The organism is Asticcacaulis sp., from assembly GCF_027484505.1.
GTDB lineage: Bacteria > Pseudomonadota > Alphaproteobacteria > Caulobacterales > Caulobacteraceae > Asticcacaulis.
On the sequence record NZ_JAIXSV010000298.1, the window covers coordinates 1 to 13,814 of the forward strand.

Below are 13,814 nucleotides of genomic sequence, written 5' to 3' on the forward strand. Positions count from 1 at the left end.
TCCCCATTTTATGGGGAGGTGCCGAGTTTACGAGGCGGAGGGGTATCTTACGGACGGTTATACCCCTCCGTCAGCTTCGCTTCGCTCGCTGCCACCTCCCCACTTCGTAGGGAGGAGAAGAATTAAGCTCCAGATATTCCAGTTACCAGACGATACTTAACGCTGCCTCAAATCTTTTTGCATTTTGGCAATGAGCTGTTCTCTAACATTGTGGTATTCTGCGTCCTTAACTCCAGCCTCGTAAAAACGTGATGCAATCAAATCGACGTCTGGAGAACCGATAAGTTTTATTCGTTGATGCCAGTAAACAACGTTTTGTCGATTGGCATGAGACGACTCTATTTGCACGTCTTTCAAGGCCTCAAGGTACCCTGAATATACTTTTAGCCGTTCTTGAAAGGTAAAATTTTTCCTTTCCATACGATCTTTGACGTAGGTCGTCAGCAGCGACCCAACCCCGATGCCTCCTAGAAGCGTGACAACAAAACTCAATATTTGGAAGATGCTTGCTGACATCACGCCACCCCGATAAAGGACAACCACTCGTCCTCAGTCATCACCTGAACGCCCAGCTCAGCGGCTTTCTTGAGCTTTGAACCCGCGCCGGGTCCGGCCACTACGATGTGCGTCTTGGCCGAAACTGAGCCCGCCACCTTGGCCCCCAGCCGTTCGGCCTGCGCCTTGGCTTCGTCGCGCGTCATCTTCTCCAGCGTGCCTGTAAATACCACCGTCTTACCCGATACCGCCGAATCCCCGGCCACAGCCTCGGCATCCTGTACGGTGAGCTGGGCCTCAAAGCGCTCATAGATGCCGACATTGTGGTCGTTCGAGAAGAAGTCGATCAGCGCCGCCACCAGAGACGGCCCGACCTGATCCATATTGTCGAGCGCCGCCTTCACCTCTTCATCGCCCGCCGCCAGCGCCGTCATGGCGTCACGGAAGGCGCTTTCCGAGTGATAGGCCCGCGCCAGCAGACGCGCGGTGGTTTCCCCCACCCCCTTGACCCCCAAAGCGGCGATAAAACGATCCAGCGGTAGCTGCCGACGCTCTTCAATGGCCTTGAACAGGTTGCGCGCCGAGGTCTCTCCCATGCCTTCGCGATTACGCAGCGGCGTCAGGGACGTCTTGTCGCGCGCCTCCAGCGTGAAGATGTCCGCCGGTTCACGGATCAGCCCTTCTTCGCTGAACTTCTGAAGCTGCTTTTCGCCCAGGCCCTCGATATCGAGCACCTTACGGCTGACAACGTATTTCAGATATTCGACGCGCTGATGCGGACATGCGTGTTCGCCGGTACAGCGGCGCGCCACCCCTTCTTCGCCCTTGAGGTTCAGTTCACGCACCACGGCGGTCTTCAGCGGACAGGGGCAGACCGTCGGAAACGCATAGGCTTCCGTCCCGTCCGGACGCTCAGACAGTTCGACACCGACAATCTGCGGGATAACATCCCCGGCGCGCTGCACGCGGACCAGATCGCCGATGCGGATATCCTTGCGCGCGATCTCATCGGCATTGTGCAGCGTTACGTTCGACACCACGACACCGCCGACATTGACCGGCTCCAGCCGCGCCACGGGGGTCAGCGTCCCGATACGTCCGACCTGAATATCGATGGCCTTGAGGTAGGTCAGGGCCTGTTCCGCCGGGAACTTGTGCGCAATGGCCCAGCGCGGCGAGCGCGAGACGAAGCCCAGCCGGCGTTGGTAGTCCAGCCGATCGACCTTATAGACTACCCCGTCAATGTCGTAACCGAGTCCCGACCGATCGCGCTGAATCGCTTCATAAATCTTTAGCAAACCGTCGCTGTTTTCGGTCGTGGCCGAGCGCGGATTGACCTGAAACCCCCATTCGCGGAATACCTTGAGCACGCTAGTTTGAGTAGGATATCGGTCATGGAATTTTTGATACTTCTCAATTTGATCGACAATGTCGTTCGGCTCAGGCCCATCAATCACCTCCCCCCAGGTGTAGGCAAAAAAGCGCAACGGTCGCGAGGCGGTAATGGTCGCATCCAGTTGCCGCAGCGCGCCGGACGCCGCATTGCGCGGATTGGCAAAGACCTTGCCGCCCTCTTCGGCAGCCTTGGCGTTCATGGCGGCGAAATCGGCCAGCGGGTAATAGACCTCCCCCCGAATCTCGATGCGTTCGGGATGCCCCGCACCGCTCAGCACATGCGGCACGTCCTTGATGGTGCGGACGTTTTCAGTGATGTCTTCGCCCGTGCGCCCATCGCCGCGCGTCGCCGCCCGCACCAGCTTGCCATTCACATAGAGCAGCGAACAGGACAGACCGTCGATCTTGGGCTCCGCCGCGAAGGCCAGCGCCTCTTCCGGCGGCAGGCGCAGGAAGCGACGAATGCTCTTTTCAAAATCGGCCACGTCTTCCGGCGCAAAGGCGTTGTCGAGCGACAGCATGGGCACGCCGTGCTGAACCGGGGCGAATTTGCTCGAAATCTCGGCCCCCACCTGTTCGGTCGGGCTATCGACCGTATGCAGGTCCGGATACTGCGCCTCCAGCGCGCGCAGCTCCTGCTCCAGCGCGTCGTATTCGGCATCGCTCAGTTCGGGCGCTTCCTGATTGTAGTAGAGATCGCGGTGATGCTTGATCTCGGCAGAAAGCTTCTGGTGGCGCGCCTGCGCCGTGTGGGGTGCGTGTGTGGTCATGTCTTGTCTTTATCCCTCCCCTGATTTTAGGGGAGGCGCTTTTTTAGGGGCCTATATACATAACTAGCCAATAGAAAAGCAAAAACCCCCCAACTTTCGTTGAGGGGTTTCACAGCACTGATCAGAAGCTTGCTTATCGCCTCGCGATCAGTGGCCCTTGTTAGGGTCTTAATACGGATGCTTTCGCAGAGCCGTCACGCTCATAAGATAGTGCGTCCCGGCCTCTATGTCAAAGGGGGGAGGCCAAGGCTGTGAAGCACGCAGTTACTTATCGCCGCCATGTGTACCCCGGAAAGCCTGTTTAATTGGTAAATCCTTTTTCCATTTGCATCCTTGCCCAAGCGCAACAAGTCCATGCGATGGAAACCTACGGCACATATCATATCACCCTTTACCCAGCGGGTGATGTTTCCCCACGGCTCAGGTAGCTGAAACGGAATATCCAACTCATAATGATACGACTGAGACGGATTGGGGGCACTGGTGCTTAGTGGAACAACAGTGCAAAGCCCTACCCTGGATTCAATGGGAGGAGATAGCACAACGCAAAGGCGCCTCTTCACCATTTCGGGTTCGCGAAATCCTTTATCAAAGTCTACGCAGACTATTGTTCCACGTTTTGGGTGATATGACAGAGCCAAGTTTTAGGCCTATTCAGTCTGTAGCCGCTTGAACTCTTCAAACGGCAGCATCGGCGGGGTATCCCAATGGGGATAGCGGATATCCAAAAGGGTTTGAAATTGTTTCCAATCCTTTGAAATAATCATTAAGGTTTTCAAGCCTTCAAGAAACTCTTTCAGTTTTGGGTGTCCAATTTCCCTTGTTAGCATTTGATGCAGTTTTGCTATTGGGCGACCGTTTGCATCTCTGGGAACCATGCGATGAAGCTCCGATCGAACGCCGGGAGCCAAACGATCATAAAAATCGTTTGTCCACTTCCCCACAATGCCGGGACGTTTCTTGATGCTCTCTTCCGTATAAGGCCACCCGTTAAGCCGGAAGATATTCATGTAAAGTTCGTCGTCAAACGTATGGACCCAAATTTGCTTTTCTGGTGCCACATAGTCCTGAATGATCTTTTCGATCGCTCGGCGTATCTTGATATTTTTGAAGCCTGTAGCTTCGTCAACAAGATCGTCAATCGCTAGGTTCGTTAGGGCGCGCAGAAGTTTTGAACAAGCTTCCCCAATATGGATTTGATTGGGAAGCAGTTTTCCCGCCACCATTGCATCATGATAAACCCAGCAAACATCAGCCAGAAGTGAAGCGCGGTAGCCGTAACCTACCCCAGCTACGCCAGACATTTTAGCTCTAGGAATGTATTCGATCGCTGTTGTCGATCGCTTCAAATCCTCAGAAATAAAGGGTTCAAGGTTCTTTGCGCGCAAAAATGGGGCCATCCCTTCGATCGACCCACCAGTTCCCCCCGTGGCGAATGGGTGACGGCCTATCGCCTTAAGGAATCCGTTCTGTGTAAGGATTCGGGTATTGTTGGCGTCATCAAGAACGGCGCAAGACAGCGTTACATTTCCAAGGTGCAACTCGTCACTTTCGGCCAATGCCTTTGGAAGCCCCCGATCGCTGGCTAGCAAATTTTGCGCAGCTTTTTTGACCTTTGGCGTCCCCACTATAGCGGAAACCACTTCATCAAAATTCGCGTCGATCGGCTGAATCTCGTCTTCGTTCTTAGGCACCGATAAGCTCCTTATAGGTGATGCGGCGACCGATCATGCGGACAGCAGTGTTGCCCATGAAGTCGATAGTGGAAAGGTTAGACGTGTTGTGACGGTTGGCGAACTCGTTCACATAGCGGTTCAAGTGCTTCACTGACATGTAGTGATAGATGCCATAGTAGCCGCGCTTAAGCAGGGCCCAGAAGCTCTCTATGCCGTTCGTGTGGGCCATAGCGTTGACGTATTCCCCGGCACTGTGACGGACGGTCATGTGAGTGTAGTTCTTCAAGCCGCGATAGGCCGCGTGTTCGTCCGTGCAGACCGTAGAGCCTGATTGAACATTGGCATTGATGTAGCTGTGCAGGGTGGCCTTGTCAGTACCAGAGACAAGCGAGGCGCGGACTTCGCCCGAACGGTCGCGGATACCGACGACAACGGCCTTGCCAACCGCGCCACGGCCCTTGTTCAGCTTCTTATTGGCGTGTTTGTTCGTCTCTTTGCCGCCGACAAAGGTTTCGTCCACTTCAACGGTGGGGCCCATATCCGCGCCATTGTCACCAGACTTGGCCAGCCACGTCTCACGGATGCGCTGGCAAAGGAACCATGCGGATTTCTGAGTGATGCCCAGCTCGCGGGCGACCTGCGTTGAAGGGATGCCCTTGCGCGCCGTGGTCATCATGTAGATGGCCATAAGCCACTTGTGTAGGGGAAGGCGCGATTCGGCCAGCACTGTACCAGTGCGGACGCTGAAATGCTGGCGGCAATCGCGGCAACGGTACGGCATAGGCTTGTGGTTCTTGACCTCAGCCACAGACAGCGAGCCACAATGCGGGCAGTTTACTTCGTCGCCCCAGCGCTTGCCTTCAAAGAACTTGCGAGCGGCTTCCTCGTCCGGGAAGCGCTTGAAGAACTCATAAAGGCTAAGGGTTTCCGCGGCCACGACTCAATCTCCCTGCGTCACAGGAAGATAACTAGCCAAAAATTCGGAGAACGTCAATCGGTTTTTTGGCTAGTTATGTATATAGGCCCTCTTTTTTACCCCTTCACCAGCGCAATGGCGGCGGCGCGGGCTTCGGGGGTGATTTCGGCACCCGACAACATGCGGGCCAGTTCTTCCAGCGTCTCATCCTTACTCAGTTCGACGACGCGCGAACGCATCCCCTCACCGGCATCGGCCTTTGACACCTTCAAATGCTGATCGCCGCGTGCCGCGACTTGGGGTGAATGAGTGACGACGATGACCTGAGAGCGCTGGGCCAGCTTGCGAAGGCGCAGACCCACGGCATCGGCGACGGCACCGCCCACGCCCTGATCGACCTCGTCGAAGATCATCACCGGACCGGCGGCGTCTTCGCCGCCACGGGTCGATAGGGCGGCCTTGAGCGCCAGGGCAAAGCGCGCCAGTTCGCCGCCGGACGCAATAGCCGCCATGCCGCCCCAGTCTGCGCCGGGATTGGTGCGCACCTCGAACGTAATCACATCGCCGCCCGTCGCCGCGTACTTTTCCGGCTCCAGCGGGCGGATGGCGACGCGGAAGGCCGCCTTGTCGAGCTTGAGCGGCACCAGTTCGGCCATGACGGCAGCGCTCAGCGCCTCACCGGCCGCCAGACGCTTCTGCCGCAGGGTTTCGACCGCCGCATGGAAGGCCTGCTCCGCCGCCGCAATCGCCGCCGCCAGCTTTTTCAGCTCAGCATCAGCGTCTTCGATACGGCCTAACGACTGGGCGATTTCGGCGCGCTTCTTGGGCAGGTCCTCGACCAGAATGTTCAGCTTGCGCGCCATGGCCCGCAGAGCAAACAAACGCTCCTCGACGCGATCCAGCTTGCCCGGCTCGACATCCAGCGCATCGGCAGCCGCATCCATCAGGGCCAGCGCCTCATCGGCGGCAATCAGGGTGCGGTCGAGCGCTTCGGCGGCATCGGACAGCGCCTTGAGCACTGCATGCCCCTCTCCCGCCCCGGCCTGCTGCGCGCGGGTGCGGGCATGATCAAGGGCGCGGAAGGCCTTGGACAGGCGTTGCGACAACTGATCGCCGCCGACCGTGGTGCGCGCTTCATTAATGTCTTCCAGCGCTCGCTCCGACGCCCCCAAAAGCGCGCGGTCAGAGGCCAGTTGCGCCTCCTCGTCCGGCAGCGGGTTGAGGCGATCCAGTTCCTGAAGCCGCAGGGTCAGTTCTTCGATTTCCGCCGTCGCATTGTCGGATTGCCGCTTGAGGTCACGGTACTGATCACGCAGGGCCTTGAGTGTGCGGAAGGCCGCCGCCGTGGCCGCCAGCGCGCCTTCACAGCCGCCATAGGCATCGAGCATAGCCCCGTGCGTGCGCGGATCGAGCAGGCCGACCGTTTCATGCTGACCATGCACTTCCAGCAGGCCTTCGCCCAGGGCCTTGAGCACGCTGACCGACACCGACTGATCATTGACGAAGGCCTTGGAGCGCCCGTCACGGCTGACCACACGGCGCAGCAGCAACGGCTCACCGGGCTCTACGGCCAGCCCCTTGTCTTCGAGAAATTCATACAGCGGATGCCCGGCGGCCAGATCGAACTCGGCCGTGACCGAAGCCTGCGGCGCGCCCGCCCGGATCAGCCCGGCATCACCGCGCGCGCCGGTGGCCAGCCCCAGACTGTCGAGAATTATGGATTTGCCGGCCCCGGTTTCACCGGTGAGTACCGAAAGGCCCTGCCGGATATCGAGATCCAGCCGATCAACGAGCACAACGTCTTGAATAGACAGGCGTGTGAGCATGGAAACCCTGACGAAAAAGCCGTGAGTCGGCTCACGGCTGTTTCGCTCAGATTACATCGGGTTGATGCGGCTTAGCCAGCTCTTTTTCTCTTTTTGTTCTTTTTTCGCCGGTTTGGTTTTTTCGGCGACCGGCAGCGGCTTGATGTCCATCGGCTGCCCGCGTTCCTGCATCAGCTTGTAGGCCGCGTTGTACCAGCGGTCGCCCGCATAGTTATAGCCCAGCACAGCCGCATTGCGGTTGGCTTCGTCGGTAATGCCCATCATCAGATTGGCTTCGACAAGGCGATAAAGGGCTTCGGGCGTGTGCGAGGTCGTCTGATAGCGGGTGATGACCGTCTTGAAGCGACCGATGGCCGCCAGAGGCTGGTTCTGCGCCAGATAGAAACGGCCGATCTCCATCTCCTTGCCCGCCAGCTGGTCATAGACCATGTCGAGCTTCACCTGGGCGTCACGGGCATATTCGGTGCCCGGATAACGCTGCACGATTTCACGCAGATAAGCCTGCGCCGTCTCGGTATAGGCCTGATCCCGGCCCACATCGACGATCTGCTCAAAATAGTTGATAGCCCGCATATAGTAGGCGTAAGGCGTCAGGGGCGAGCCCGGATAGAGCTTGATGAACCGTTCCGCCGCCGCCGTCGATTCGTTGTAATCATTGGCCTGATAGTGGGCGTAGATTTCCATGATGATCGAGCGGCGCGACCATTCCGAATAGGGGTGCTGACGCTCCACCTCTTCGAAATAATCCACCGCTTCGTTCCAGCTCTTTTCGTCCAGACGCTGCATGCCGGTATTGTAGAGCGCCTCCACCGGGCGTTCTTCGTACACCAGACGCGTGCGCTGCTTGGGCTTACCGGCACAAGCCGTGAGGGCCACAGCCGCCAGAGCCGTCAGCAGCAGAAGCTTTGCCGAGGTCTTGCCGAAAGAGGGAGAAGCGGTCGAAGTCGTATAGGCCGGCACGATAAATCCTCATCACGCCGGTATCAGTCGCCCGGCAGTCTTAGCGCTTTATGGAGGATAGCTCTACAACGGCGCGCCACAAACGCCAACAGGTTTTAACCAACCTGCTGGAGCACGGGGGCGCGGGTCACGATCCGGTAGGCATCCGGTTGCGACAGTAGGGCACGGACCGCGGCATTATTAAGGCCGTGACCGGCACGGATTCCTTCAAACCTGCCAAGAATAGGCATGCCGAGCACGTAGAGATCACCAATGGCATCCAGCGCCTTGTGACGCACGAATTCGTCGGCAAAGCGCAGGCCTTCGGCGTTCAGCACGCGGTCGCCGTCGATGACGATGGCATTGTCCATCGAGCCGCCACGCGCCAGACCGGCCGCGCGGAGGGCTTCGACGCCTTCGATAAAGCCAAAGGTGCGGGCCGCCGCCAGTTCGGTGCGGAAGGTGTCTTCGGTGACGACCAGTTCGATTTCCTGATGGCCGATAATGGCGCTGGGGAAGTCGATTTCAAAGTGCATTTCAAAGCGGTCAGCCGGATAGAAGGCCGCGCGCTTGTCGCCTTCGACAACCACGACCGGCTTGAGAATTTCGATGACCTGTTGCGGCTGCGCCTGACGGCGGAAGCCGGCCTGATCCAGCAATTGCACGAAAGGCTGAGCCGAACCGTCCATGATCGGCACTTCCGGACCGTCCAGCTCGATCAGGGCATTATCAACGCCGAGCGCCGACAGAGCCGCCATCAGGTGCTCAATGGTCGAAACGGATACGCCCGCCGCATTGGTGATGACGGTGCCGAGACGTGTCTGCGTGACCAGGTCGGCGCGTGCCGGGACGCGGTTGTCGCGGTCGCAGATGTCGGTCCGCACAAACACAATGCCCGTACCGGCGGACGCCGGACGCACGGACAGGCGCACCCGTTGACCGGTATGCAGGCCGACGCCCGCGCAGATGGCAGGAACGGCGATCGTATGTTCGTGGTGGTCAGGCGACATGGAACGCATAAACCTAAAAAATGAACGCGCGGAAAGGTTTCCGCTCACGTCAGTTTATACGCCCCGACACCCCCTCGCCTCAACTAAACATGAATTACGGTTTGTAACGCCATGATTAACGGGGTTCGGCACTAGATCATTATGATTTCTGGTAGAAACATAATGATCTAGATTTTTGTTTAGCCCCTCGCCGGGCGGTGGCTGCGCCACCTTGGCCGCCGCCTCAATGGCGGCTTGAGCGGAATGATTCTATTTGAAATCATTCCGCTCTAACATAACGCCTTCAAGCTAAAAGAAAAAGCCCACCGCTCACGCGATGGGCTTTGATCAGACATTACTGTCTTTATCAGTTCGCGAGGCGGCGAAGAAAGGACGGGATTTCAAGATCATCCTCCGCTTCCATGCCCGGCAGGACGTCCGACTTGGCGGCGACCTGAGGGGCCGCTTGCGGGGCAGGTGCCGTCGCGTAGGGCGATGGGGCCGGTGCCGAAGGCTGCCGGTATTCCGGCGCCTGTGTCACCGGCGCATCACTGCGCTTGGGGAACAGGCCACGCCACAGGCCACCCCGGTCATCCTCGCGCGGCGACTGCACGGCGGCACGCGTGGGCTCAGGGGCGCGGGTGGTGCCGTAACCGGCCACCGGACGCTGCGGGATTTCGCGTTGCACTGGTTGCGGCGCGGGTTGAACCGCAGGAATGTCAAACTCGTCTTCGACCGACGGATCGACGATTTTCGCAATGATGCGCGGCTCAGGCTGAGCGACAGGGGGCGGAGTCGGTTGCGGCGCGGGCGCTGCGGCGACGGGTTCCGGACGCACTTCCGGCTGATAGGTCGGTTGCACCGGGGTTTCGGCCACAGGCGCGGGCTGAACCGGCGCCGGTTGCGGTGCAGGCGCTGCCGCAGTCTGGCTGAGCGGGGCCTGAACGGCGACGGTTTGAACCGGCTGAGCCTGACCCGGACGGCCGGGTGTGATGTAGATAGACTGACGCGGCGGGGTCGAAGCCGAAGCCTGCGGCACCGGCGGTTGTTGCTGAGCGGCGGCCGAGTCCATGCCGGTCGCCACGACCGACACGCGCAGCTTGCCTTCCAGCGACGGATCGAAGGCCGCGCCGAAGATGATATTGGCGTCCGGATCGACTTCCGACGAAATGGCGTTGGCCGCTTCATCGACTTCGAGCAGGGTCATGTCGAGGCCGCCGGTGACGTTGACCAGCACCGCCTTCGCGCCCTTGAGCGAGGTTTCGTCAAGCAGCGGGTTCTGGATGGCGTTTTGAGCGGCCTGAAGCGCGCGGTCATCGCCGGTCGCTTCGCCCGTACCCATCATGGCCTTGCCCATTTCGGACATAACCGAGCGCACATCGGCGAAGTCAAGATTGATCAGGCCCGGCAGCACCATCAGGTCGGTAATGGACCGCACGCCCGAATGCAGCACCTGATCGGCCATGCCGAAGGCTTCGGCGAATGTGGTGCGCTCATTGGCGATACGGAACAGGTTCTGGTTCGGGATGACGATCAGCGTATCGACATAGCGTTGCAGTTCGGCAATACCCGCATCGGCCAGGCGCATACGGTGACGACCTTCGAACATGAAGGGCTTGGTCACCACGCCGACGGTCAGGATGCCGCGTTCACGTGCCGTCTTGGCAATGATGGGCGCTGCACCCGTACCGGTGCCACCGCCCATACCGGCGGTGATGAAGACCATGTGCGCGCCTTCGAGGTGCTCACCGATCTCGTGCGCCGACTCTTCGGCAGCGGTCATGCCGACTTCCGGATGGGCACCCGCGCCCAGACCTTGCGTCAGAGAGACGCCAAGCTGAACGCGACGGTCGGTCTTGGCAAACTGAAGCTGTTGCGCGTCGGTATTGGCGACGACGAACTCAACCCCTTCGAGGCCCGCCTCGATCATGTTGTTGACGGCGTTGCCGCCCGCGCCACCGACGCCGAAAACGACGATGCGGGGCTTCAATTCCGTGGCGCGCGGCGCCGAGAGATGTATAGCCATGTGATCAGACCAACCTTCCGTGACCCTGTCCGGGCGACCTTTGTTCCCGTCCAATTATCGACCCGGCGCTCTTGTCAAAAAGCGCTCACAAGCATCGATCATGAGACATCGAATATGCTTAATGAATAGTTACCCGATAACTTGAGTCGCAGCGATTTGAAGGTCTTTTTGCGATAAATTTTAACAAAAGTTACCGCTTGATGAATTTTCGACCTGCCACCCGAATCGATGGGCAGGGCACCAAGCGAAAATGGCCAAAATTACGGCCACTTATGCACAGAAGATTAATCCGAAATCAGGAATCCTTGCCTACGCATTAACGTACGCACCATGCAGCCACATACCGCCCAAACGCAAACGGGACGCCCGAAAGCGTCCCGCTAAAACTGTGGATTTTTTTCTCGGTAACGTGGCAACCGGTTACAGATTCTGCTTGAGCCACTCCACCACCCGGCTCATCAGATGCCCCTTGGCGGCGCTGGGCGCATCCTTGGGCGACAGGCGCGCCGTCATGATCTTGCGCGCCGGCACCACGTCGCGCGGGCCATAGAGCGTGCGCAGGATCACCCCGGCGCAGGCGGCAAAGGCTGGGCCCGCTGCGGCATCGGCCAGATGCGGTACGCGCTTGGGCTTACCCAGACGCACGGGACGGTCAAACACGCGGATGGCCAGTTCGCGCACACCGGCCAGCTGCGACGCCCCACCGGTCAGGACAATACCCGCACCGGGATCGATCGGCACGCCAGAGGCTTTCAGCTTTTCACGCAGCAATTCGAAGGTTTCTTCGACGCGCGGCGCGATAATGCCTTTGAGGATTGAGCGCGGCACCGAAATCGGCGGGGCCCCGGCATCATCACCGCGCGGCGGCGCTTCGACCATTTCGCGGTCTTCGTTGGACGAGGCGATGGCCGAACCATGCAACGTCTTGACGCGCTCAGCCCCAACCAAAGTGGTGGACAGGCCACGCGCAATATCGGCCGTGACGTGGCTGCCGCCAACATTCAGGCAATCGACGTGCACCAGCGCGCCGCCATAGAAGACGGCCGCCGTGGTGCACGACGCGCCCATGTCGATGCAGATGCAGCCCAGTTCCTTCTCGTCTTCTTCCAGCGCCGCGACGGCCGCCGCCAGAGGCGCGGAAACAATGGCCTGCACCTCAAGGTGCGCCATACCGACGCACTGCATGATGTTGTTGAAGACGTTTTCGTCGATGGTGACGACCAGCAACTCCAGCCCCAGCGTGCGGCCGGTCAGATTGCGCGGGTCACGCACACCGTTATGGCCATCGACGGCCCAGCTTACCGGCAGCAGATGGATGGGGCGACGATTGGGGAAACGCACCTGCGCCAGACCCGATGCGATGGCGCGGTTGAGGTCGTCGTCCGAGATCGGTTTCACACCGACCGACACCTGAGCAAAGACGCGATGCGAGGCGGTCTGCGCCCCCGGCACCGAAACGCGCACGCCCTGTACCGAGACATTGGCCATGGCCTCGGCGCGCTCAACCGCCTGAGCAATGGCGGTTGCGGCGGCTTCCATGTCAATAATATTGCCCGCGCGCACGCCGCGCGACTGCACAAAGCCGACACCGGCCACGCGGATGGAATGGTCAGCGCTGCGCACCCCGTCCGGCTTCATGATGAAACAGCCGATCTTCGAGGCGCCCAGATCCAGAGACGCGACGACGCCCGGCGTCACGGCCATCACGGCGGATTGACGCGAGGCGGCTTCGACGTGACGTCCTTCTTTGGCCAGTTTGCGATCTTCTAGACGCGACATGGACGGAGAACCTTAGGCTGCGGGGGCGGTTTCGAAGGGTTTGACGACCAGGGCATTGGGATCGGTGAGGTCAATGACCGCCAGCCCCTGATCGAGGATGCGCTGCTGACTGATCAGGCCGTCGAGGCGGTTGAGCGCCTCATCCTGATCCAGCGCCGGCAGTTTGATGATCGTGTTGTTTTTCAGCCGGATATCCCAACGGCGCGTATCAACGCGCACCAGGGCCCAGACGCGTGACATCAGTTCCGGACGCGCCTGCATCAGACGCAGGATGTCGGCACTGGCGGCATTGGCCTCCTGACCTACCACCAGCGGCAGGTCGAGGAAGTTACCGGAATGCGCTTCGGGGATGACCTTGCCCGTATCGTCGATGACGTAGGTCTTGTTCTGATACTGCCACACCGCCAGACGCGGGCGCTCCACGACGCTGATGATCAGTTGATCCGGCAACTGACGGCGCACCACGGCCGACTTGACCCAGCCGACGGATTCGACATCGGCCTTGACCTTGTTAAGGTCCATCAGGGCCAGCGGCTGCCCGCGCTGAAACTGCATCGCCTTGCGGATGTCTTCGCGGGCCACATCGGACACGCCTTGCAGGCGCACGTTCTGAAGATTGATGCCGATGGAGGCGATGCGCGCATCGGTAAAATTGACCACGCCTGTACGCAGGGCTTCGGCACGCCCGCCGGTCAGCAGGAACACGGCCATCAGGCCCGCCGCGCCCAGAAAGCCCAGCCACGCCGTCAGCTCATTTGGCATGGCCACGCCACCAAGCAGAGCAAACTTTCCGGCTTCGACCTTGCGCCCGCCACGGCCACGCGGAGCCGCCTGACGGGGTGACGCTTTCGAAACCGGGGCCGCCTGACGGCGCCCGCCTCTGACGACGGCTGGCATATTCTGTCCTCGTGATCGTCCGCCCAGTCAGGGCCGGTGGCGCTTCAGCCGCCCGGAACACGGACGCGCCCTGCGGTTCTTCGAACCGGTACGGCAGTGCCCTAAA

The 13,814-nt window shown here is 59.8% G+C and carries 11 protein-coding genes; all 11 read right to left on the minus strand.

Annotated elements, in window-relative coordinates; translation table 11 throughout:
• Nucleotides 1–156 precede the first annotated feature (156 nt).
• Nucleotides 157–516: a hypothetical protein gene (locus Q0072_RS17095; protein ID WP_298332720.1), complete on the minus strand. Its 360-nt coding sequence runs from the start codon at nucleotides 514–516 to the stop codon at nucleotides 157–159.
• Nucleotides 516–2,660: an NAD-dependent DNA ligase LigA gene (gene ligA, locus Q0072_RS17100; RefSeq protein ID WP_298332722.1), complete on the minus strand. Its 2,145-nt coding sequence runs from the start codon at nucleotides 2,658–2,660 to the stop codon at nucleotides 516–518. The genes Q0072_RS17095 and ligA overlap by 1 nt, the downstream gene beginning before the upstream one ends.
• 224 nt (nucleotides 2,661–2,884) lie before the next feature.
• Complete coding sequence (locus tag Q0072_RS21965) at nucleotides 2,885–3,301, minus strand: type II toxin-antitoxin system PemK/MazF family toxin (protein ID WP_366941840.1); 417 nt, start codon at nucleotides 3,299–3,301, stop codon at nucleotides 2,885–2,887.
• Between the two features lie 9 nt (nucleotides 3,302–3,310).
• Nucleotides 3,311–4,354, minus strand: a complete 1,044-nt coding sequence (locus tag Q0072_RS17105) for a P63C domain-containing protein (protein ID WP_298332724.1) — start codon at nucleotides 4,352–4,354, stop codon at nucleotides 3,311–3,313.
• Nucleotides 4,347–5,273, minus strand: coding sequence for an IS1595 family transposase (locus Q0072_RS17110; protein WP_298332726.1), 927 nt, complete (start codon nucleotides 5,271–5,273; stop codon nucleotides 4,347–4,349). The genes Q0072_RS17105 and Q0072_RS17110 overlap by 8 nt, the downstream gene beginning before the upstream one ends.
• Nucleotides 5,274–5,368: 95 nt before the next feature.
• A complete protein-coding gene (gene recN / locus Q0072_RS17115; RefSeq protein WP_298332728.1) occupies nucleotides 5,369–7,078 on the minus strand; it encodes a DNA repair protein RecN in 1,710 nt (569 codons plus the stop codon).
• Between the two features lie 51 nt (nucleotides 7,079–7,129).
• Nucleotides 7,130–8,038, minus strand: coding sequence for an outer membrane protein assembly factor BamD (locus tag Q0072_RS17120; RefSeq protein WP_298332729.1), 909 nt, complete (start codon nucleotides 8,036–8,038; stop codon nucleotides 7,130–7,132).
• Nucleotides 8,039–8,133: 95 nt separating this feature from the next.
• On the minus strand, nucleotides 8,134–9,027 hold the full coding sequence (lpxC, locus tag Q0072_RS17125; protein WP_298332730.1) for a UDP-3-O-acyl-N-acetylglucosamine deacetylase: 894 nt from the start codon (nucleotides 9,025–9,027) through the stop codon (nucleotides 8,134–8,136).
• Nucleotides 9,028–9,373: 346 nt separating this feature from the next.
• Nucleotides 9,374–11,032, minus strand: coding sequence for a cell division protein FtsZ (gene ftsZ / locus Q0072_RS17130; protein ID WP_298332732.1), 1,659 nt, complete (start codon nucleotides 11,030–11,032; stop codon nucleotides 9,374–9,376).
• Nucleotides 11,033–11,452: 420 nt separating this feature from the next.
• Entirely contained in the window at nucleotides 11,453–12,811 is a 1,359-nt protein-coding gene (gene ftsA / locus Q0072_RS17135; protein ID WP_298332734.1) for a cell division protein FtsA, read from the minus strand.
• Nucleotides 12,812–12,823: 12 nt separating this feature from the next.
• Nucleotides 12,824–13,708 carry a cell division protein FtsQ/DivIB gene (locus tag Q0072_RS17140; RefSeq protein ID WP_298332735.1) on the minus strand — a complete coding sequence of 295 codons (885 nt, stop codon included), beginning with the start codon at nucleotides 13,706–13,708 and terminating at the stop codon, nucleotides 12,824–12,826.
• Between the last annotated feature and the right edge of the window lie 106 nt (nucleotides 13,709–13,814).